We start from the raw sequence: 23,536 nt of genomic DNA, 5'->3' as shown, positions 1-23,536 counted from the left end.
TTTGGTTCGTATCAAACTTCGTGTTTAACCGAAAGTTTCGTGCTTCTTAATCGCCTACTTTTCATATTATAACCGTCATCATTATCCCCTTCAAAATTCCAAAATCACAAATCTCAAACTACAACCCCTCAAAATACGCATAAGTCGCATACTGCGCCCGCACTTTGGGTTTGGAATTCTTGACGTAAGTATTGGTTTGTTCGGCGTCAATGATTCTCGCCTTGACGTTATCCTTAAGTTGGATATCCACCAATTCGCGCAGCATTTTATGGATATCGGCATCCAAAATAGGAGTCAAGACTTCGATGCGGTGTTTCAGGTTTCGGGTCATCCAATCGGCAGAACCAATGTACATGATCTCGTCACCGTCGTTTCCGAAGATATAAACCCGGCCGTGCTCTAAAAAGCGGTCGAGGATACTAATGACTTCAATATGCTCGCTCTGGTTTTCAATGCCAGCTACCAGGCTGCACATCCCTCTCACAATCAATTTGATTTTAACGCCTACATTGTTGGCGTCATAGAGTTTTTTGATCAAGGCATGGTCTTGGAAGCTGTTCATCTTTAAAATGATGTAGGCCTCTTTTCCGTCTCTGGCATTTTCCATTTCTTGATCTACAAGCTGCTCCAAAGTATGTCTCGTGCTAAATGGCGATACCAGCAAGCATTTGGTTTTGGGAATTAGCGTGATGCCCTGCAAAACCATAAATACCTTGTTGAGGTCTTTGGTTATTTTTTTATGGGCAGTCATCAAACCATAATCAGCATAGAGTTCAGCAGTTTTGCTGTTGAAATTACCTGTGCTTATGTAGGCGTATCGTTTTATTTCCTCATTGACCAAGCGTTCTATGTAGAGAATCTTTGAGTGCACTTTAATATCGGCATAACTGTAGATCACTTTTGCACCATTCTCTTTGAAAATAGCACCCCATTTGATGTTGTTTTGCTCATCAAAACGGGCTTTTACTTCGATAAATAAAATGACTTCCTTTCCGTTTTTTGCAGCTTTGGCAATGGCGGTATTCAATCGCGACTCATTGGCGAGACGATACAAGGTCATCTTGATGGCAGTTACGGTTGGGTCGCTGGCAGCGGTCTCTAAAAGCGTGATCACAGGATCAAAAGCTTCATAGGGGTAATTGAGCAATTGGTCTTTTTCCTCAATGGTGTCAAATATGTTTTTAGATTTTGATAGCACGGGATGTGGCAAGGGAGGTAAGGGTTCAAAATGGAGTTTCTCATTTTCCGTGGGATTTGGGAATGAAAAGAAGTCCTTGAAATTGTGGTGCCTTCCGCCTAAAATCAAATCGGCATTATAAACGTCTAAGGCTTTCATTAAAATATCCTGAAACGATTTTGGCATGCGCTCGTCTATCAACACGCGGGTGGGCTGGCCTTTGTCGCGTTTTGGGAGAGAAGCCTTGATTTTTTTCATGAGATCGCCCGAGAACTCATCTTCGATGTACAATTCCGCATCTCGCGAAATCTTTAAGGCGTAATAGCGTACGGCATCATCAGGATGGATTTTCGCCAAGTTGTATTTTAAAATATCATCGATAAAGCTGATGTAGTGTTTCCCACCTTCCGAAGGAAAGGAGAAAAAACGCGGTTCACTGTCCGGAATTTTGACCAAGTGTAAGGTCTCGCCAGACATGGTGCAGAGGTAGGACGCTTCATTCTCAACAAAAATGGTATCTGGATTTTTGTGATAGGTGGTTTCTAGGGCCAGCAAATCTTTCAGCGTTTTCTCGAAATAATCGTTGGCAATGGCTTTTTGGGAATCGCTGAATTCGTGATAATCGATCAAGAAAATGTTTTCCTTTTCAAGATCGGGAATGATCTCTTCCTTAAACACCTTTCCAAAGGCCGTTTGTTGGATATCGACCTGTTTTTTTATTTCCTGTAAGACTTTATTGGGTTTGGTTATGAGTTTCTTCCGAAGTGGCTTTTCAACCTGTCTTATTTGCCGAATGTCTGAAACGCGCACCCTGAAAAACTCGTCGAGATTTGATGAGAAAATCGCCAGGAATTTGATGCGTTCATATAACGGATTCAACTTATCTGAAGCTTCCTGAAGGACACGGTGGTTGAACCGAAGCCATGACAGGTCACGATGATAAAATTTAGAGTTGTATAATTTCATGTGTTAATGTCTATTGGTTTTATGGGCACACCTCCCTGCCTGCCGGCAGCGGCTATTCGCGATCCATCATTTCATTGGCTGATGAATTATGAATGTGCGCCTTTCAGGCCCGTAAAATAAGGAATTAAAAACAGGGATTATGTTAGCTAAATGCTAAGCTTTAAAAGAGCCCATTGATTTGGGCATCGATTTTATTGATGACGAAGCCCAAATCTTCGGGACTGCTCACAAAATCGAGTTGATCCACATCAATGATGAGCAAATTGCCCTTGTCATACCCATGCACCCAGGCTTCGTAGCGCTCATTCAACCTGCTTAGGTAATCGATGCTGATGGAGTTTTCATAATCCCGACCGCGTTTATGGATCTGTGCCACCAAATTTTGAATAGAGCTTCTCAAGTAAATCAACAAGTCTGGACCTTCAACGAAGGTCTGCATCAAATCAAAAAGCGATTTGTAGTTTTCAAAATCACGGTTGGTCATGAGGCCCATGGCGTGCAAATTAGGTGCGAAAATATGGGCATCCTCATAGATGGTGCGGTCTTGGATAATATCCTTCCCACTCTCATGAATTAGTTTGATTTGACGAAAACGGGAGTTTAAAAAATAGACTTGTAGATTAAAGCTCCAACGTTCCATCTGGTTGTAAAAGTCATCCAGATAGGGATTGTCTACCACGTCTTCCAATTGCGGTTCCCAGCGGTAATGTTTGGCGAGTAAATTTGTGAGCGTGGTCTTGCCAGCGCCAATGTTTCCTGCAACTGCAACGTGCATAACTATTTGATTTTAAGTTGGTATCTATGGAGTCTATCGAGCTCGTAAATATACAAGGTTTGGTTGGCCAATAAAAACTGATTTATTAACAATTTGGGCATTGCCAAAGGAATTAAGTCCTCGCGATCCTTGGCTTTGTAAAGATAGGAATCGCTGGTTTGGATGAGGCAATTTTCATTTTCCACAGCTATGGCTTTGAACCCCTCGTTTTTGATCTTGGAGATGAGACTGCCAAAATAGGAGTATTGGTACAGAAACTTCTCGGTAAGCATCCAGCAATGGTTGTAATCGCTCTTGAGGTCCAAAACATTGGATTGCACAGGGATTGTTGTAACCCTGATTCGCTCGGTCTTGTAGTCAAAAAGCTCTAACTGCTGTAAGTCTTGATTGAATATCCAGATGGTGTTGTCGTAACCTGTACTAATATGGGTCACGTTTTTATAAGGCTGAATGGTGTTGAAATCAATCTTGTAAATTTCTGCCAATCGGTTATCTAAAATCACCACCGTATTGAAGTCCTGATAAAAGATATTTATTTTTAAAGGATTGAAGGCATTAACCGAAGTAATGATCCCCAATTGCACGTTGCTGTAATTGAGTGCCGGTTTATTGGCTTTTACTTGGTTGAAGATATTATTTTTGGTGTAATATAGGGTGCCAAAATTATCTATGGCTATCAAATGATCGGCTGTCAATGCTGTAGCATCGATAAAAGTAGCCTTGATGCTGGTTTGGGAAAAACAGGAAGCGCAAAATAGTAGGAGAAAGAGTTTTGATAAATTCATTGCAAATAATCATTATTTAGCCATTTTGAGTCCTCAATATGGTTATCATCATAAATAGCATAAAAAAGGCCTTCAAAATAATCTAAAACCTGTTGCTTCCAAATTATCATTTTCTTGTGTCGTAGGTGTCTATGCGTTTTTTCATCTCAGCCTTAAATTGCTCAGAGGTTAGACCTTCGCGCATAGCTTTGTCAAAATCAAATGCGTTCTGTTTTTTAATGGCTTCAATTTTGAGAAGAATGTGCTCATCGTCAATAGTTTTTAGCCAATCCATCAAGTTTTCTTTTCTATTGGCATGCATATTGAAAGGATTGAATCACAAAGCAAGTTACAAAAACCAATCCAATTCTCAACTAATGAAACTTGCCTTCGCTTTAATATAGGGTTAGAAGATAATTGCGACTGAAAACTACTGAAAAACCAATATTAACAAAGGAAGGTAACTGAAAACTACAACTGAAAACTGCGACTGAAATTAAAACACCAACTTATACCCAAACCCGCGCACATTTATGATTTGGACTTCAGCATCTTGTTGCAGTTTTTTGCGGAGTTTGGAGATAAATACGTCCATGCTTCTGGCGGAAAAGAAATCGTCATTGCCCCAGAGTTTATTCAGGATCAAAGAACGATCCAGTACTTTGTTTTTGTTCTTTACCAGATGGAAGAGTAAGTGCGCTTCGCGATGGGTTAGCTGTACTGAAGCATTTTCAAAAAAGAGCAACTGTTTGGGGAAATTGAAATGGTATTTGCCAATTTCCAGTAGTTCCGAAGTGATTTGAAGGGTTTTTCGATGCAATAAATTGTCGATTCTCACGATTAGTTCTTCCATCGAAAACGGTTTTTTCAGATAGTCATTTCCGCCAATGCTGAAGCCTTCAACCACATCTTGGGTCTGGGATTTGGCGGTAAGGAAGATGATTGGGATCTGCTCGTCTATGGCCCTAATCTCCTTGGCTAGGGTAAAACCGTCTTTTTTGGGCATCATCACATCCAGCACCAAAAGTTCGGGTTCTTGGTTTCTATAAGTTTCAAGCGCAGTTTCGCCATTAGCGCACAAAAGCACTTTAAAATGTCGGGTTTCCAGACTCTCCTTGATGATTTGGCCTAAGGCTGGTTCATCTTCGGCCAATAGAATCGTGATGGGTTTATCCATTTGGAAGGCTGATTTTAAAGGTGGTTAGATTCGATTTTAGTTCCAAAACAATACGGCCTTGGTGTTTTTCAATGATTTTCTTACTGTAATAAAGTCCGATGCCAAAGCCTTTCACATCATGTTGATTCCCTTTGGGGACGCGGTAGAATTTATCGAAAACCTGTTCTTTCTGCCCTTTGGTCAAGCTGCTGCCAGAATCTGAAATCAGGATTTCAACCGAATCCCGCAGTACTTCCGAAGAAATATCAATTTCAGAACCTCCATATTTCAAGGCATTATCGAGGATGTTATTGATGGCATTTTCAAAATGAAAGGCATCTACATGTATAGTGATCTCTACTTCGGAAGGCTTTAAAACAATCGATTTGTCTTTGTGCTGAAACCCATGTTTTTCAACCAATTGTTTCAGCAGTGCATTGAGATTTACAGATTCCAATTGCAGTTCAATCGCTTCGCTATCCAATGTGGCGGTTTCCAAAAGTTTTTCGACCATGACATTCAGTTTAGATAATTGCGCCTTACTCAATTGCAAATAGCGTTGGGTGCGGTCTTTATCGCTAAGGCCATCAAAATGACCTAAGCTTTCCAAGGCCACGCCAATGGTTGAAATTGGGGTTTTAAATTCGTGGGTAATGTTGTTGATGAGGTCATTTTTCACTTCTGCCAATTGTTTTTGCTGGTTGATGATGTGTAGGAGGTAGAATAGGCAGGAGATTACCGTTAAGACCAAGACTGTTGAAATGATGAGGCCTATGGCGATACGTTTAAAAATGGTTTCTGTTATATTGCTAAATAAAATGCTCAGTTCACTTTGCTTCGGAAGAAAAGTGGACTTAGAGCTTGTTTGCAGATAACTGGAATATTTAAGGGAATCAATGGTCTCCAGATTTTTATCAATTGCATCATAATAATCCATATCTGCCGATGGGTCTTTATAAGCAATAAGGTAATTTATCACAATGTCTTTTCGCAACAATTCTGCCTGTAATAATGTGTCAATTCCTACAAGAGAAAGCGAATCTGTGGTCATCGAAATAATGACCTTTGAGGTTAGGAGTCGTACGTTTTTTGAGGTCAAAAGGTCTTTTTGAGCGTTTTCTGCCAATTGGGAAGCGGGACTAAATTTTTTGTTATTTAAAACAGATCCTTTTATTTGAAGGCGCGACAAGATAGAGTCTGCGTTAATGCCCTTAACAATAGCAATGCCTTCAATCAATTTAGGGTCAATCGATTCTAGACCACTAAAGCCGTCGGTTTCAGACATTTCAATACCATCCAAGATGCTATCAAATTTGCCATTGCTCAAAAACTCCTTTTGCGTCATATCCTCTATGCCAAAACCAATAGTGCTTCGTTCGGCGAGGTTGGCGTAATAGTCGTCAATCGCCCCGTCCAGACTCACTTGTACATCATTAATCAACTGTTGCTTATTGGCGAGGTAATTTTTATAATTCCAATAGGCTTGTATCCCAATTGTGGCAATGATGACCAGCACGATGAGGTAAAGGATGTAGCGGTATTTAGAATCGTTCATGACTCAAAAGTAATCGTTAAGACATTTAAAAACTAATCGCTTAACACACGTTAACGTTGGTTAACTAAGATTGAGCTCTCTTGCTTCTAAGTTTGTAATGTACTAATCTTAAACACAAGAATCATGAAAAATGCACTTACAATTTTAGCCTTATTTGCGATGGCCCTTAGCTTCTCGCAAGCCAAAAACTTAAATGGAACGATTTCGGAAAGAAACATCATCGTCTCAAATATGGCGGTTTCCATAACTGTGGATTCTGCAGAAGAACTAGAAAAGACATTCAAGATATCAGATATTGAGGACTTCATGCAATCCCTCAGTGAAAACGAAAGCATTAGTATTGAAATTGTTTGCAATACTAAACAGGACAATGCTAACATGAACAAATCTGTAACCTATAAAGTGAATGCAAATAACAGAGGCGATTTCCTGAAATATGCCACTAAAATAAGAAATGCTGCGCTTGCTTTTTATAACAATTAAATCAATTCTAATGATCAGATTGAAAAAACCATGAAAAAACTCACACTTATTCTAGCCCTTTTTTCCTTGCTAAGATTATCGGCTCAAGACAAAGAAATAATCTATCGACAGGCAGACGGGAAACTTATGACTGAATCTCAATACCTTAAAATGAAAAACAATTTTAAGGACAAAATGAAAAAACAAGGTAAAACTGGCGAAGTTAAAGAAGAAATCAAAGATAGTATTGCCCATCAAACCACATATAAAAATTTCAAGTTATTCTTTGTCGAAATAACGGAAACGACCAAAAAAGAAAGGATAGATACATATATTGATAAAAAATTCCCCTCAAATGAACTGCTAACTTTGGAGTCGGAAAAATTTAGTTTCAGTGGTTTAGAAGGCAAACCTACTTTTATATCCTTTTGGTTTATACAGTGTGCACCTTGTATTAAAGAATTGCCCGCTTTAATTGAGTTGAAGAAAAAATATGGTGATAGGGTAAACTTTGTCGCAATTACATTTAACGATGCAAAGGAAGTTGAATCATTTCTGGAAAAAAGAGAATTTGATTATAAACATATCGTTAACGCAGACGATTTTATTAATGATATAGGTTTAAATACATATCCCAGAAATATATTTATGGACAAAAACGGCACTATAAGAGCAATTAAAAATGAAATACCGTATGAGGAGAAAACCAAGAATAAAAAAGTAGAATTAGAATTTGATTTGTCCGAATTCGAAAAACAGTTGGAAAACTTACTCTAGTTGACATCTGGCGTAATTACTAGTTAGCTATACTAAAAAGAAAAAACGAAATGATAAAAACAATCCTAATTACTTTGTCTATAATTTCTTTATTGTCTTGTAAAACTGAACAGAAGAAGGAAATATTCTATCAGGCACCAAATGGAAAAATATTTTCGTCAGAAAAGTATGAAGAAGTTAAACTAAAATTGTCTCAACGAGGCGCAATACATGAAGCAATCTTATCGACTGTTGAAAGAAATGATTCTATAATAAATCTATTTGAAACAACAGTTAAAGAAGTAAATCCTTATTCTGAAATGGAGAATTTTATAGGCAAAAAACTACCTTTTGAAAATTTAATGGACATTGATGGAGATACATTGAATATAGAATCATTAAACGGAAAACCTACACTAGTTAATCTTTGGTTTGTAAATTGTCCGCCTTGTGTTGAGGAAATACCACATTTAAATGAATTAAAAGAACATTATGGAGACAGAGTAAATTTTTTAGCTGTAACATTCGATAAGAAAAAACAGGTTGAGGATTTTTTGTTAAATAGAACTTTTCATTTCACTCATAGTATTGATGCTCAAATTGAAATGGACAAATTGAATACTAAAAGCTATCCTTTGAATATTTATTTAGACAAGAATGGTATAATACAATCATATCAAGGGTCCCTTTCTAAAGATTTAGATAGAGGAATGAAGAAAGAACTGGACAAACTGCTGTAGCTAAGCCACATATAAGCTATGGCTTGGTCTGGCCTCACTTGGAAAATCTACGGATTCTGGGAAGTCAGTTTTTATTTGAAGAAGTTCGTCCTAAAACACGCCACAGCTCACATTCATAAACGTTTGGTTTGATCTGAAGAACCCCAAGAATTTCTCAACTTTTTTTCTAATGGTTCATAAACAGATATGCAATGGTCATCCTCAAAAGATAAACGGTTCTAAAATAAGAAATGCTGCGCTTGCTTTTTATAACAATTAAATCAATTCTAATGAACACATTGAGAAAACTTTCACTACTTGTATTTTTCGTTTTAACAGGCCATCTCAACGCCCAAGAATTTACAGGTGAAGCCACCTACAAAACCCACCGAAAAGTCAACATAAAAATAGACAGCAGCAAGTCAAAAATTAGTACCGACCAACAAAAACAGTTTAATGAGCAGCTCAAAAAACAGTTTCAGAAGACCTTCATGTTGTCGTTTAGTAAAGAAGAATCACTCTATAAGCAGGAAGAAGCATTGGCAAAGCCAAATCCCATGGGAAACGCTGCGCAAATTGTGTTTTCGTCCAATACCGATGTGCTTTATAAAAATATAAAAACACAGACTTATGTAGAGCAAACCGATATTTTAAGCAAGTCCTTCTTGATTAAGGATTCCATAAAGGATATCGCTTGGCAATTGGAAAACGAAACCAAAAACATTGGCAATTACACGTGCTTTAAAGCAACCTATACCTATCAACATCCCATTAGGGATTTTGAAAATGACAAGGATAGCCTCAGGTTTGAAGCCCGCAAAATTACCGCTTGGTACACGCCACAAATCCCCGTGAGCAATGGGCCAGAACTTTACCAAGGACTTCCCGGACTCATTTTGGAAATCAACGACGGACAGCAAACCATCATCTGTAGCAAAATCCAGATTAATCCCAAAAAAACCAATAAGATCGAAGCTCCCGATACTGGCAAGGAAGTTACACAGACTGAATTTGATACCATCAAAGACCAAAAAAACAAAGAGTTTTTGGAGCGTTACGGGGTTAAAAGTAAGGATGGTAGCAATCGTATCGAAATCAATTTGGGGGACTGAAGTTTAAGAAAACTTTAACCTAATGAAAACTAACAAACACGCCCTATTGAAGTCTTACTGTTTCAGAATGGATTATTTTTAATCCCAATCCCCAAAAAACACATCGAATGAAACAGTTTACTGCCAAATTATCTATTGTATTTATTTTCATGATAGGGCTCAATGCCGCAGCTCAAGATTTTCAGGGACAAGCCATATACCAAGCGAAGACTTCTGTAGATATGGACAGTTGGGGTAATGGGCAAATGAGTGAACAGCAAAAAAAGATGATCGCAGAGCGTATGAAGAATATGCTTGAAAAAACCTATGTGCTCAATTTTAATCGCAGTGAAGCCACATATAAGGAAGAGGAAAAACTGGATGCTCCAGGATCTGGTGGTGGTATGTGGAGTGGCATGATGAGTAGTTTTACAGGTGGCCCTCAATATAAAAACATCAAGGAAAATGTGTTGTTGCAGGAACAGGAATTTTTCGGAAAGGCCTTTTTGGTGCAGGATTCTCTCCCAAACTTAGAGTGGAAACTGGAAAACGAGACCAAACAAATTGGTCAATACACTTGCTTTAAAGCCACCACCACCAAAAAAGCGGACGAGATGGATTTTATGAGCATGCGCCGGAAGAATAAAGAGGACGACGATAAAAAGGAAGCTGAAAAGAAAAACGGAAAAAAAGTTCAGGATTCCACAAAAACCGAAGCCGATGATCCTTTTGATGAGCTTGAAGTGCCAAAATATATCATCGTTACCGCGTGGTACACACCACAAATCCCAGTGAGTACAGGTCCCGCGGAATACCACGGTTTACCAGGCCTCATCCTTGAGGTCAATGCCGATAGAACCATAATGCTCTGCACTAAAATCGTGATGAACCCCAAAGACAAACAAAACATCGATAGACCTAAAAAAGGCGATGTCGTAACCCGTGATGAATACAATAAGATCATGAAAGATAAAATCCAAGAAATGCGCGAGATGTACGGTGGTAGAGGACGCAGGAATTAATCCCGATAACTATCGGTAGAATCAAGACTGCTGCGCTTTTAGAATCAAGAATCAAGACGCAAAATTTATGATAAATATAATTCAACGGTTCATCAAAATTGCCTCAGTAAAAGCACCTTTTTAAAAGCCAAGTACCAAGTACCAAGTACCAAGTACCAAGAACCAAGAACCAAGAACCAAAAAATAGATGCATTTTAAGATAATTTCAACTTTACGTCTTTGCGCCCCTACCTGCCGGCAGGCAGGGCTGCGAGAAATTAAAGTCGATGCTTTCAACTTCATTTCTCAGTATAATTATAGGGATTAACCTCTGCGACTCTGCGCCTCTGCGAGAAAAGAATGTTCAATTTTATAAACTAACAGTCAACAACCAAATGAAACAAATTGCCTTCTTAACCTTCCTCTTAACAACAACCCTCTGCACTGCACAAATCATAGTTAAAGGCGTCGTCAAAGACAGCATTGGCCAACCCTTGGAACTTGCTAACATTATCGCCATCAATACCGCAACAAAAGCCATGGCCTCTTATGCAATAACCAACGATAAAGGGGAGTTTAAGTTAGATCTGGAAAAAAACACAGCTTATACGGTGCAAGTCAGTTATATCGGGATGAAAACTTTTTCTGAAACGCTAAGCACTATAGACACAAACATTGACAAGAATTACACACTTAAGGAAGATAATGTTTTGGATGAAGTAGAACTCACTTATGAAATGCCTGTGACCATAAGGGGCGATACGTTGGTTTATAATGCCGATTCCTTCAAGGATGGTACGGAGCGAAAGCTGGAAGACGTACTCAAAAAATTACCGGGTGTTGAAATCAATGCCGACGGACAAATAGAGGTCGAAGGCAAGGTCGTCACGAAGTTGATGGTCGATGGGAAGGACTTTTTTGATGGTGATACTAAACTGGCAACCAAGAACATTCCTTCAAATGCCGTGGATAAGGTGCAGGTTTTGAAAAACTATTCTGAAGTAGGGCAACTTGGCGGTGTGACCAATAATCAAGATAATATTGCAATAAATATTAAGCTGAAGGAAGGCAAAAAGAACTTCTGGTTTGGTGATGTCACCGCAGGTTCTGGTGTGGCCGGCACCGATGACCTCTATCTGCTGCAGCCCAAATTATTTTATTACAGTCCAAAATATAGCATCAACCTCATTGGAGACCTTAATAACATTGGCGAAGTGGCGTTGACCAATCGCGATATTCGAAATTTTGGCGGTGGCTTTAGAGCGCCTAGCCAGAGCAGTGGCACCAGCATCAATTTGGGTGATAATGGCTTGAGTGGCCTTACCAACATTGCCAATGCTCAAAAAGTGGTTACAAAACTGGCAGCAGCCAATTTTAGTTATGCCCCAAAAAAGAGCTTGGATTTGAGCGGATTCTTGATTTACAATAGCAGCAGATTGCGCACCAGACAGGAGAGTTTTGTGCAATACACCAATTCCGAATTGGGCATTCCAGATGAAGCTACTGTAGAAATGGGTCGTGAAGCCAGCAACCAAGGTTTGGCAAAATTGAGTGCCTCTTACAAGCCAAACCCCAACAACCAAATAGATTATGATGTGCTTGGAAGAATTTCCGATGGGACGGAAGCACAGAACCTTTTTTCTTCCGTGGTAGGCAATACCAATCAACTGGATAAGGTCAAACCCTTCAGCATCAATCAAAATCTAAACTATTATTACACCTTGAACGAGAACAATATTTTTGCCCTTGAAGCGCAGCATCTGTTTAAGGATGAAGACCCGTTTTACAATGCCGTTTTGGCAAACGACCCAACTAATAATGAGGATGGGCCTAATGCCGATGCTTTTGATAACACTGCGGAAGGATTGGGATTAGACAGAAACCAATTCAATTACGACCTCAATCAAGAACGACGCATCAAATCAAATCAGCTCGATGCCAAGTTGGATTACTACCACATTCTGAATAATGTGAGCAACATCAATTTTACTTTGGGCACTATTTTGAGCAAACAGCAATTCAATTCCAAAATCTTTCAATTCTTAGATGATGGCTCCTTTTTTGATCCGACGCCAGTAATTAATGAAGGCTTGGATACCAATGATACCGAATACAATTTCAGTGATATCTATTTGGGCGCTCACTACCGCTTGAAAACAGGAAAATTTACGATCACACCAGGGTTTTCCGTACATGCCTACGGCAACAAAAACATTCAGTTTGGCGAGACATTTGAGGATAATTTCGTTAGAATCCTTCCTGATTTTGAAACCCGAATCCAATTCAAAAAATCTGAGAATTTGATTTTTCGCTATAATATGAGAAACTCATTTACCGATGTGACGAGCTTGGCGCAAGGTTTGGTCTTGAACAATTTCAACAGCATCCAATTTGGAAATCCCGAGCTACAAAATGCGCTGTCCCATAATTTGAATTTGAGTTATTTTAGCTTTAACATGTTCAATTACACTAACATTTATGCGGTCATCAACTATAATAAGAATGTGGATGAAATTCGTAACCTTACCAATTTTGACAATGTCATCAGGACCAGCACCTTTTTCAATTCCAATTTCGCAGATGAGAGCTTGACCGCTTTTGGTCGCGTGCAACGTACTTTTGGCAAATTGAGAGCGTCGTTGAGAACGAGTTTCAATTATAGCAAAAACAACCAGTTTATACAGGGCATCCAATCGGTAAACGAGCGTTTTGTGCAAAGTTACACGCCAGAGCTGCGCACTAATTTTAGGGAAGCACCCAATGTGAGTGTGAGTTATAATTATTCGGTTTCCAATAATAACCAAGGCTCTAATGCTACCACATTTACCACCAACTCTCCTACCTTAGAATTTGACGCTTACATTTGGAAGTCGGTCACATTCAAAACCGACTATGCCTACACTAACCAAGATAATGGAACTGGGCAATCGCAATCCTTTCAAAATTGGAACGCTTCTTTGTCCTATCGTAAAGACCGCGACGCCAAATTGGAGTATCAGGTGCGTGCCACGAATCTTTTGGATGTGGATTCACAAGTTAGCAACGGTGCCAATGCCATTTCGGTATTTAGTTCAGAAACCTTCATCCAGCCTCGATTTGTGACGTTTCGGTTGATTTATACGCTGTAAGCTGATACACGTTAATGCATCCAATCTATAAAGGTCAATGCGATCCCGATAATTATTGAGAGAAGCAATCTTTTTTTAACTTCTGCTTATTCTATGGGATACGCGGTATGTGTTTGCAAATAGAGGCTAAACTTGAGAACATGAGGTCATTCTAAATTGTTACATGGGCGGTCTCGAACCCATGGCATGCTTTTTATCGCACAAGGGAAGCAGGTTGTTTTTCCGAAGAAAGCAGAGAAATGAACAAACCCTTAGAAGGTTTTAATCTCTTAGGGTTTAATTCCCCCGATGCTTGCCTCGTTTTTCCTTTTTTGGAATTTGGAATTTGTTTTTTGGGATTTGTTACCTCGTATGCTTGCATCGAGGTGTTCATTTAGTTGCTCATAGATTCAGTAATTTAAAAAAAAAGCCATATTTTTATTAGCTAACAGATTATGTGCTTCATAACCTGTTAATTTTAAGGCAAAAACAGAAGGCGTTTTAGCTTTCGTCTATTTTTGTTAGACAAAACCTTCAATTTCAGAGCTTATGAAACCTGTAAATTTCACGTTTAAATGCCTTCTAAGTCTTGCTTTAATGACACTAAGTCCAATTGCAGGCAACGCACAGGGCGCTAAAGACTTTCAAGGTCAAGCGACTTATATTTCAAAGTCTTCTTTGGATTTGGGAGATTGGGGAGCGCGATTATCTGAAGAGCAAAAGAAACAGGTTAAGGCCCAATTAAAGAACCGGCTCGAGAAAACCTACACGCTAACTTTCAATAAAACAGAATCATTTTTTAAGGAAAATGATAAGTTGGATGCCATTTCTGGGGCGACAGATTCATGGGGAAAAAACTTTGCGGCAGGAGACCAGTATAAAAATGTGAAAACCAATGCTCAAATTCAGGAACAGGAGTTTTACGGAAAACGGTTTTTGGTAAAAGACAGCCTGCAACCCATCTCTTGGAAATTAGGCTCAGAAACAAAACAGATAGGAGATTATACTTGCTTTAAAGCAACGGCATCTATCCCGACAAATGAGTTGACTTGGTACTCTTTTTCTTGGGATAAATTGAGACAAAATAGTAGCGCTACCGCCGAAGGAACTCAAGAAACTGCGTCGGAAGAAACGCTGCAATTGACAGAGGTGGAGGCTTGGTACTCACCACAAATACCAGTGGGTCACGGCCCTTCAGAATATTGGGGACTTCCCGGATTGATTTTGGAGGTAAGCGCGGGAGATACCACGATGTTATGTTCTAAGCTGGTTCTCAATCCAGCAGAGCGCTTGGAAATTAAAGCGCCAGAAAAGGGGAAAGACATCACTAAAACCCAATACCAAGCGACCATTGTTGAGAAAATGAAAGAATTTAGAAGCAATCGCACTGGCCGCAGTCGCGGATAATATTCACTAAAATAGAAACACAAAAAAACCTCTGGCTTTTGAAACTAGAGGTTTTTTTGTGATTAATGTTGCTGCTTATAAGCCAAAAGCGGCTTTGATCTCATCCACGTAATCCAACTTTTCCCAAGTAAAGAGCTCCACATCCAAAGTTACCGATTCGCCATTGAATTGTTCAAAGGTTTTACTAACGGTTTCTGAGGTGCGCCCCATGTGGCCATAAGCCGCTGTTTCGCTATACATGGGTTGACGTAGCCTTAAGCGTTTTTCAATGGCTGCTGGTCGCATATCGAAAAGGCTGCGTACTTTTTGAGCGATTTCCCCATCGGTAATGTTGAAGGGACAAGTGCCATAGGTTTCCACAAAAATGGAAGTGGGTTCTACCACACCAATGGCATAACTAACCTGTACTAAAATTTCGTCACAAACGCCTGCGGCAACCATGTTTTTTGCAATATGCCTGGTGGCATAAGCAGCCGATCGATCTACTTTGCTCGGGTCTTTTCCTGAGAAAGCGCCGCCACCATGGGCACCTTTCCCTCCATAAGTATCCACAATAATCTTGCGACCAGTCAATCCAGTATCGCCATGAGGGCCTCCAATTACAAATTTCCCTGTGGGATTGATGTGATAAGTAATATCGTCATTGAACAGTTCTTGAAGCTGTTCAGGCAATTTGGCCACCACTCTCGGGATTAAAATCTCTATAATGTCTTTTCTTATTTTTGCCAGCATCGTCTCATCATCTGCAAAATCGTCGTGTTGGGTAGAAACTACGATGGAATCGATACGTTGCGGACTATTATCATCGCTATATTCAATAGTGACTTGGCTTTTAGAATCGGGTCTCAAATAGGTAATGTCCTTTTCCTCGCGTCTTAATACTGCAAGCTCTTTGAGGATACGGTGAGAGAGGTCCAAAGCCAAAGGCATGTAATTTTCGGTTTCACGGGTGGCATAACCAAACATCATCCCTTGATCGCCTGCGCCTTGCTCTTCCTTATTGGCTTTATCGACACCGCGATTGATATCTTCAGACTGTTCGTGGATGGCTGAAAGCACACCGCAGGAGCTGCCATCAAACATATAAGCGCCTTTGGTATAGCCAATCTTATTTATGGTATCCCTTGCGATTTTTTGAACGTCCAGATAGGTTTTTGATTTGACTTCTCCAGCCAAAAAGACTTGACCAGTAGTGACTAAAGTTTCACAAGCGACCTTTGATTCGGGGTCAAAGGCTAAAAAATTATCGATTAATGCGTCACTAATTTGATCTGCGACTTTGTCTGGGTGGCCTTCAGAAACACTTTCCGAAGTAAATAAATACGACATAAATTCTCTTTATATAATTAATTATACAATTATAAGAATGATTTGTTCTTGATTGAAACGCTTTCTTTACCTCTGTTTTGGAGAGGTCAAAATTAGTGTTTTCACTAATTCTGGGAGAGGCTAAGGGAGTTGAATGGTAACTGCTTTAGCATTTTATTTCCAGTTGGTTTTAACACCTATTTTAAAGATGCCCCAAAACTGGAAGAGGTTGCAATCAGAACAAATTTTTCCTCTCTTTAATTGTGGTCAAAAGTACATATAATATTGAAACTATGAAAAATGAACAGCTTAAAATAGGTGTTAAAAAAAAATAAGCCCTTAGAAAAAATCTCTAAAGGCCTATCCTCGAAATAAAAACGATTTGGGTTAGTGTTCATTCAATCTAAAATTGGGGTAGGCTTCCATCCCGTGCTCATGGGCATCGAGACCATCAAGCTCTTCAGCTTCGGAAACTCTAATTCCAATGGTTTTCTTTAAAAAGAAAATGATGATGAATGAGGAAACAATGCAGAACAGCGCATAAGATCCAACACCTATCAATTGACTCAAAAATTGATTGCCTCCGGCTAAATTTCCGAAGAGGCCAACCGCCAGAGTTCCCCAAATACCACAAATTAGATGTACTGCAATGGCGCCTACGGGGTCGTCCAATTTTAAGCGGTCAATCAAAGACACCGCGAATACAATAATGGCTCCGCCAATAGCGCCAATAATGATGGCATCGGTAGGCGCCATCTGGTCTGCGCCTGCAGTAATGGCAACCAGGCCTCCTAAAATTCCGTTGAGAAACATGGTCAAATCCAGATTTTTATAACGCACAGTGGAGACTAACATGCATACCACGCCTCCCGCAGCAGCTGCCAAGGAGGTATTGACCAACACCAATGAGGTCATTCCAGGTTCGGCAGAGAGTACCGAGCCTCCGTTAAAACCGAACCAGCCCAGCCATAAAATGAGTACGCCCGCTGTGGCCAGTGGGATGTTGTGCCCTGGGATGGCTTGTGGCTTTCCGTCTTTGTATTTGCCTATTCTTGCGCCTAGCAGGCAAACGGCAACCACTGCTGCCCAGCCACCAACCGAGTGTACTAAGGTTGAGCCTGCAAAATCATGGAATGGTGTTTCAAGTGTTTGTAGAAATCCGCCGCCCCATTTCCAAGAGCCGGCAATGGGATAAATCAAGCCAACGTAAATGATGGTGAAAATCATAAATGGGAGTATCTTCATGCGTTCCGCCACAGCACCAGAAACAATAGTCGCTGCGGTTGCTGCAAACATGCCTTGAAATAAAAAATCGGTCCAATAGGTGTAGCCTTCATTATAAGTTAGATCTAGAGCGCCATCGGCGGTTAGGGGCGAGTCAAGTCCGAATCCTGCAAATCCAAAAAAGCCATTGAATTCTCCGGGGTACATGAGGTTAAAGCCCACGAGACAGTATAATAACAATCCAATGGTAATGATAAAGACGTTTTTGAAAAGGATGTTGAGCGTGTTTTTTTGACGGGTCAGGCCTATTTCTAAAAGCGCAAAGCCGAGATGCATGAAAAAGACCAAAGCGGTACACATCATCATCCAAACGTTATTTATTGTAAGTAACTCCATAGGGTTGGTTATTTTAAAGTGTCGGCGCCTTTTTCTCCGGTTCTTATCCTGTAAACTTCTGCGATGTCTGAAACAACTATTTTCCCATCGCCAACTTCGCCAGTGGCGGCAGCATCAAGAATGGCTTTAATGGTGGCGGCTTCAAAGTCGTCGTTGATCACAATAGACAAATAGCGTCGCTGTATATCGCTAGTGCTATAAGACACGCCTCTATAAACATGGCCTTCTTTCTCGTTGCCCAACCCAGTGACATCCCAATAGGAGAAGAAGTTGACGCCAACCTCGTGAAGTGCTTTTTTTACTGCGGAAAACTTGGATTTTCTAATGATTGCTTCTACTTTTTTCATAATGATTGCGTTGGTTTTTAATCCCTGCAGAGGGTTTTATTCCCCCGAGGCTTGCCTCGAAATACAAAGAACATCTTTCAATTCATAACTTGTGGGCTTTCCCCGAGCTTGTTGCTTTGAATCTATAAACTACTGCCGCTATAATTGTATTTCTATAGACCTCCATGCTTCCGCTGATTTTGAGTTTTTCCGGCGGGATCGTCTTGCGTTAATTCCATAATTATTGAGAATAGGATAAATTCGTTCAAATTCAATTCTATAAATGGTTCTTTTTTGTTTTATTCGCTATAAAACTATATATAAAAAGTATTGACCCCTAAAAAATTGGGGTCAAGTTTTAATTTTTACCACATAGAGATATTTTACCCCTAAAGATTTAGGGTATGTCGTATTTTCACGCTAAATACTATTGATTCGATAAATTACAATTAAATAATTCTTAGTTTCCACTCCTTTTATTTGGGTTATTCTTCTCAATGAGTCAGTTTTTAAAATATTTTCTTATATTAAGTTAGTCTTCATTGAATTAAACGCAATTGTTGATATCTGAATTTAACCCATCTGTAAATAGGAATTTTGCAATTACTGTACTTGAAATTGTCATATTCGGAAAAGTGCAGGTGAGGTTTTATAAATCAGTACGTTCCGTTTATATTAGAGGTTCAACGCTTCAGAAAAAGCACAAAACAACTCCACATATGTTAGCAGCCCAAGGCCTTTATTTACCAGAATTTGAACACGACAATTGTGGTGCGGGTTTTATTTGCAGCCTCAAAGGCAATACTTCAAATAGCATCATCCACAAAGCGCTCGAGATTCTTGAAAAACTGGAACATCGCGGGGCTGTGAGTGCCGATGGTAAAACTGGCGATGGTGCTGGGATTTTAATCGATATTCCGCATGAGTTCTTCGTGAAAAACTGTGAATTTCAACTTCCTGAGTTTGGTCAATACGCGGTAAGCAACGTCTTTCTTCCGAAGAAAGAAAACCAACGCAACTTCTGTATCGAAAAATTGGAACTTTTTATGAAAGGCCAAGGGCTCAAGATTTTGGGCTGGCGCGATTTGCCGGTAAATTCTGAAGTTATCGGTAAAATCGCTGCGGAAACGGAACCGTTCACAAAACAAGTCTTCATTGCTAAAGGCGAAGAACATCAAACCGATTTTGATTTCAACCTTAAATTATTTACCGCCAGAAAACAGACCGAACATTTTATAATTGCGTCAAAATTATCTGAAAGCGCTCGTTTTTACCTGCCGAGCCTCTCCACAAAGACCATCATCTTTAAAGGGCTCTTGATTCCGGAGGATATCAAATTGTATTATATCGATTTACAGGACCCGAGTTTAGTGACCAGATTGGCCTTGGTGCACCAACGGTTTTCAACCAATACCTTCCCCACCTGGGATTTGGCACAGCCTTTCCGTTATATGTGCCATAATGGTGAAATTAACACGCTTCGTGGCAATGTTTCCCGAGTCTTGTCAAGACAGGAATTGATGGAGAGTGATTGGTTTGGCGAGGATATCAAAAGCATTTTCCCCATAATTTTACCAGGCAAATCAGATTCCGCACAAATGGATATGGTGGTCGAATTATTGTTGATGACGGGTCGCTCACTCCCAGAAGTCATGATGATGTTAGTGCCCGAAGCTTGGGAGCGCAACCCGCTAATGTCGCAGGCAAAACGCGCTTTTTACGAATATAATTCTTGCATCATGGAGCCTTGGGATGGGCCAGCGAGTATTCCGTTTACCGATGGTAACTATATTGGCGCGGTGCTCGATAGAAATGGCCTGCGACCGTCTAGATATACCGTTACCAAAGATGGTTTCGTTATTATGTCTTCGGAAACTGGCGTTATCGACATCGACCCTAAAAATATTGAGCAGCATGGTCGTCTAGAACCGGGCAAAATGTTTTTGGTAGATATGAATCAAGGTCGAATCATCAACGATGCGGAAATAAAGGAAAATATCGTGACGCGCTATCCCTACCAAAAATGGCTGGACGATAATCTGGTGCACCTTGCAAAAATTCCAGCAAAAGAAGGCCCTATCAAACATAAAGAGGATGCCTTGGCTAAACGTCAAGTGGTTTTTGGTTATACTGAAGAAGATTTGAGTGTGCTCATCAAACCTATGGCGCAAAATGCCAAGGAGCCCATCGGTTCTATGGGAAATGATGTGCCTATCGCCGTACTTTCCGAAAAACCGCAACTTATCTACAATTACTTTAAGCAGTTGTTTGCTCAAGTTACCAATCCGCCATTGGACGGCATTCGTGAAAAACTGATTACCGATATCAGTCTTACCTTGGGTATGGATGCGAATCTCTTCCAAATCAACGAAAATCAATGCCGAAAGCTTAAAATCCAAAATCCGGTTATTTCGAAACACGATTTGGATAAAATCAAAAACTATAAGAGCAATCCGCATTTTGTGGTCACGACCATTTCGATGCTCTATGAAGTCGATAAAGGTCTCAACGGATTGGAATCTGCACTCGAGCATTTGGTCAAGACCGCTTCTGAGGCCATCGATGAAGGTGGAAACATCATCATACTTTCCGATAGGGGTGTAAGTAAACTGTTAGCGCCAATCCCTGCTTTGATGGCCTGTTCCTACGTAAATCATGAGCTCTACAAAATTGGCAAACGTGCCAAAGTGAGCATCGTTATTGAATCTGCTGAACCACGTGAAGTGCATCATTTTGCCCTATTGTTTGGCTATGGTGCGAGTGCGATTAATCCGTACATTGTCAACGAAATTGTTCAGAAACAAGTGCAGCAAAAGGAAATCGAGAACATGGATTACTTGACTGCCATCAAAAATTACAATAAGGCGATTGGGATGGGCGTCCTCAAAGTGATGAACAAAATTGGGATTTCCACGCTCAATTCTTACCGCGGGTCACAATTGTTTGAGTGTGTTGGGCTCAATACAAAAGTGGTCAATGAGTACTTCCCAAATACAGTCACGAGACTTCAAGGTATCGGGTTGCGAGAGATTGAAAAGGAAATCTACAAACGCCATAAAAAAGCCTATAAAACCAATGCGGTTGATGCTGATTTAAACCTGGAGTTTGGCGGACAATACAAATGGCGGCGTCATGGGGAAAAGCACAGTTTCAACCCATTGACGGTTGCGAAATTGCAGGAGGCGGTTCGTGGCAACAAGCATGAGACTTATAAGGAATATTCCTATTTGATTAATGAGCAAACCAAGCAGCTCATGACCATTCGCGGGCTTTTTGAGTTCGCCAATTATGACCCAATCCCATTGGAAGAGGTCGAGCCATGGACAAAAATCGTGAAGCGATTTAAGACTGGAGCCATGTCTTACGGTTCTATTTCTAAGGAAGCGCACGAAAATCTTGCCATCGCCATGAACCGTATCGGCGGAAAAAGTAATTCTGGTGAAGGCGGTGAAGACGAAGAACGTTTTTACAAACATGCCAATGGCGATTGGAAAAATTCTGCCATCAAGCAAGTGGCCTCAGGTCGTTTTGGGGTAACCTCCAATTATTTGACCAATGCGTCGGAAATCCAAATAAAAATGGCACAAGGGGCAAAACCTGGTGAGGGCGGACAATTACCTGGTCCAAAAGTGAATCCGGATATTGCCAAAACCAGAAATTCCACACCTTATGTGGGTTTGATTTCGCCACCACCGCACCATGATATATATTCTATTGAAGATTTATCGCAGTTGATTTACGACTTGAAATCGGCCAATCGCGAGGCTCGGATTAACGTTAAATTGGTTTCCGAAGTTGGCGTAGGCACGGTCGCAGCAGGCGTTGCAAAAGCGAAAGGCGATGTGATTTTAATCTCTGGCCATGATGGTGGTACAGGTGCATCGCCCTTGACCTCGCTCAAGCACGCTGGTTTGCCTTGGGAATTAGGGCTTGCCGAGGCCCAGCAGACCTTGGTCATGAACAACCTTCGAAACCGAGTGGTTTTGGAATGCGATGGGCAAATGAAAACCGGCCGCGATGTGGCCATTGCTTGTCTTTTGGGAGCAGAGGAATTCGGTTTTGCCACAGCGCCACTGGTTGCTTCGGGCTGTATCATGATGCGCGCTTGCCATTTGAATACCTGTCCGGTTGGGATTGCGACCCAAAATCCAGACCTGCGGAAGAAATTTCAGGGCAAACCAGAGCATGTGGTCAATTTCATGTATTTCATCGCTCAAGAACTGCGTGAGATTATGGCGCAATTGGGCTTTAGAACGGTGGATGAAATGGTGGGTCAGGTACACAAACTCAATCGCAATAAAACAATTTCACATTATAAGGCACTGGGCTTGGATTTGACACCAATATTGCATCAAGTGGCGGTTCCAGAAGGGACGAAACTATACAATACCGAAACCCAAGACCACCAGTTGGAAAAAGCATTGGATTTTGAAATCATTCGTCAGGCACATCCTGCTTTATTCAGAAAGGAAAAAACGGTCATAGAATCGAAAATCAACAATCGCGACCGTGCTTTCGGCGCCATATTGAGTAATGAAATTTCAAAAATCTATGGTGCCCAGGGCTTACCGGAGAATACTTTGAAAATTAATTTCACAGGGTCTGCAGGTCAAAGTTTTGGTGCTTTTGCCACCAAGGGCTTGACCTTTACCATCAATGGGAATTCCAACGATTACCTCGGAAAAGGCCTTTCGGGAGCCAAACTGATTGTAAAAGTACCTGAGGAAGCAACGATTGTTCCTGAAGAAAATGTCATCATTGGCAATGTGGCATTGTATGGCGCCACATCGGGCGAAGCTTACATCAACGGCAAAGCTGGCGAGCGTTTTTGCGTGAGAAACTCGGGAGCACATGCGGTTGTGGAGGGCATTGGTGACCACGGTTGCGAGTACATGACCGGCGGTCGCGCAGTTATTTTGGGCGAAGTCGGAAGAAATTTCGGTGCAGGAATGAGCGGTGGTATCGCTTATGTCTATAACCCGAAAGGCACTTTTGAAGCCAATTGCAACACCGAAGGTTTGAACTTGGACGAGGTGGTAATTCCTGAAGATATTTCAGAATTAAAAGCACTGGTCGAAAATCATTACAATGCGACCTTGAGTCCGTTGGCACAACGCTTATTGGAAAATTGGCAGAATGAGCTTCCAAAATTCGTCAAGATTCTGCCAGAAGAATACAAACAGGCCTTGTTGCGATTGGAAGAAGAGCAAAAAGTGGAAGCGTAGTCAGGTCCAGATTGGTTGCTAAAGTAGTGTCTGAATTTTTTTTATTTTAGGACGTGATAGGCAAATGACTTAAGACTTAACGACACAAAACAAATAATAACTAAAACCCTAAAGTCCTGAA

General features: G+C 40.6%; 17 protein-coding genes. 8 read left to right on the top strand and 9 right to left on the bottom strand.

Features of this window, described 5'->3' with window-relative positions; translation table 11 throughout:
• Window positions 1–118: 118 nt before the first annotated feature.
• From ppk1 to ESY88_RS00665, 6 genes are all read right to left on the bottom strand, one after another.
• Window positions 119–2,143: a polyphosphate kinase 1 gene (gene ppk1, locus ESY88_RS00685; RefSeq protein WP_147084928.1), complete on the bottom strand. Its 2,025-nt coding sequence runs from the start codon at window positions 2,141–2,143 to the stop codon at window positions 119–121.
• A 160-nt stretch (window positions 2,144–2,303) separates the two neighbouring features.
• Window positions 2,304–2,918 (bottom strand): deoxynucleoside kinase, encoded by a 615-nt coding sequence (locus ESY88_RS00680; protein ID WP_147084927.1) that lies wholly within the window; start codon window positions 2,916–2,918, stop codon window positions 2,304–2,306.
• A 2-nt stretch (window positions 2,919–2,920) separates the two neighbouring features.
• Entirely contained in the window at window positions 2,921–3,703 is a 783-nt protein-coding gene (locus ESY88_RS00675) for a hypothetical protein (protein WP_147084926.1), read from the bottom strand.
• Between the two features lie 106 nt (window positions 3,704–3,809).
• Entirely contained in the window at window positions 3,810–3,977 is a 168-nt protein-coding gene (locus ESY88_RS20800) for a hypothetical protein (RefSeq protein ID WP_189702477.1), read from the bottom strand.
• Window positions 3,978–4,178: 201 nt separating this feature from the next.
• Complete coding sequence (locus ESY88_RS00670; protein ID WP_147084925.1) at window positions 4,179–4,859, bottom strand: response regulator transcription factor; 681 nt, start codon at window positions 4,857–4,859, stop codon at window positions 4,179–4,181.
• A complete protein-coding gene (locus ESY88_RS00665; RefSeq protein WP_147084924.1) occupies window positions 4,852–6,393 on the bottom strand; it encodes a sensor histidine kinase in 1,542 nt (513 codons plus the stop codon). The genes ESY88_RS00670 and ESY88_RS00665 overlap by 8 nt, the downstream gene beginning before the upstream one ends.
• 123 nt (window positions 6,394–6,516) lie before the next feature.
• On the opposite strand from ESY88_RS00665, the gene ESY88_RS00660 reads away from it, so the two are divergent.
• The 7 genes from ESY88_RS00660 (at window position 6,517) to ESY88_RS00630 (ending at window position 14,936) form a co-directional block, all read left to right on the top strand.
• Window positions 6,517–6,876, top strand: coding sequence for a hypothetical protein (locus ESY88_RS00660; RefSeq protein WP_147084923.1), 360 nt, complete (start codon window positions 6,517–6,519; stop codon window positions 6,874–6,876).
• Between the two features lie 30 nt (window positions 6,877–6,906).
• Complete coding sequence (locus ESY88_RS00655; RefSeq protein ID WP_147084922.1) at window positions 6,907–7,632, top strand: TlpA family protein disulfide reductase; 726 nt, start codon at window positions 6,907–6,909, stop codon at window positions 7,630–7,632.
• 50 nt (window positions 7,633–7,682) lie between these two features.
• Window positions 7,683–8,351, top strand: a complete 669-nt coding sequence (locus tag ESY88_RS00650; RefSeq protein WP_147084921.1) for a TlpA family protein disulfide reductase — start codon at window positions 7,683–7,685, stop codon at window positions 8,349–8,351.
• A 269-nt stretch (window positions 8,352–8,620) separates the two neighbouring features.
• Window positions 8,621–9,442 carry a GLPGLI family protein gene (locus ESY88_RS00645; RefSeq protein WP_147084920.1) on the top strand — a complete coding sequence of 274 codons (822 nt, stop codon included), beginning with the start codon at window positions 8,621–8,623 and terminating at the stop codon, window positions 9,440–9,442.
• Window positions 9,443–9,549: 107 nt separating this feature from the next.
• Entirely contained in the window at window positions 9,550–10,443 is an 894-nt protein-coding gene (locus ESY88_RS00640; protein ID WP_147084919.1) for a GLPGLI family protein, read from the top strand.
• Between the two features lie 374 nt (window positions 10,444–10,817).
• On the top strand, window positions 10,818–13,550 hold the full coding sequence (locus ESY88_RS00635) for a carboxypeptidase-like regulatory domain-containing protein (protein WP_147084918.1): 2,733 nt from the start codon (window positions 10,818–10,820) through the stop codon (window positions 13,548–13,550).
• 576 nt (window positions 13,551–14,126) lie between these two features.
• A complete protein-coding gene (locus ESY88_RS00630; RefSeq protein WP_394343944.1) occupies window positions 14,127–14,936 on the top strand; it encodes a GLPGLI family protein in 810 nt (269 codons plus the stop codon).
• A 75-nt stretch (window positions 14,937–15,011) separates the two neighbouring features.
• Here the strand turns inward: ESY88_RS00630 and metK are convergent, their stop codons facing one another.
• The 3 genes from metK to ESY88_RS00615 all read right to left on the bottom strand — a co-directional run bounded on the left by metK (window position 15,012) and on the right by ESY88_RS00615 (window position 18,211).
• Window positions 15,012–16,265, bottom strand: coding sequence for a methionine adenosyltransferase (gene metK, locus ESY88_RS00625; RefSeq protein ID WP_147084916.1), 1,254 nt, complete (start codon window positions 16,263–16,265; stop codon window positions 15,012–15,014).
• Window positions 16,266–16,631: 366 nt separating this feature from the next.
• A complete protein-coding gene (locus ESY88_RS00620) occupies window positions 16,632–17,864 on the bottom strand; it encodes an ammonium transporter (RefSeq protein ID WP_147084915.1) in 1,233 nt (410 codons plus the stop codon).
• 8 nt (window positions 17,865–17,872) lie between these two features.
• On the bottom strand, window positions 17,873–18,211 hold the full coding sequence (locus tag ESY88_RS00615; protein WP_147084914.1) for a P-II family nitrogen regulator: 339 nt from the start codon (window positions 18,209–18,211) through the stop codon (window positions 17,873–17,875).
• 698 nt (window positions 18,212–18,909) lie between these two features.
• Here ESY88_RS00615 and gltB point away from each other — a divergent pair.
• Window positions 18,910–23,415, top strand: a complete 4,506-nt coding sequence (gltB, locus tag ESY88_RS00610) for a glutamate synthase large subunit (RefSeq protein ID WP_147084913.1) — start codon at window positions 18,910–18,912, stop codon at window positions 23,413–23,415.
• Window positions 23,416–23,536 lie beyond the last annotated feature (121 nt).

Origin of the sequence: Subsaximicrobium wynnwilliamsii, assembly GCF_007997225.1 — a bacterium.
Lineage (GTDB): Bacteria > Bacteroidota > Bacteroidia > Flavobacteriales > Flavobacteriaceae > Psychroserpens > Psychroserpens wynnwilliamsii.
The sequence above is the reverse complement of the archived record's forward strand: the minus strand, read 5'-3'. Positions and strand labels throughout refer to the sequence as shown.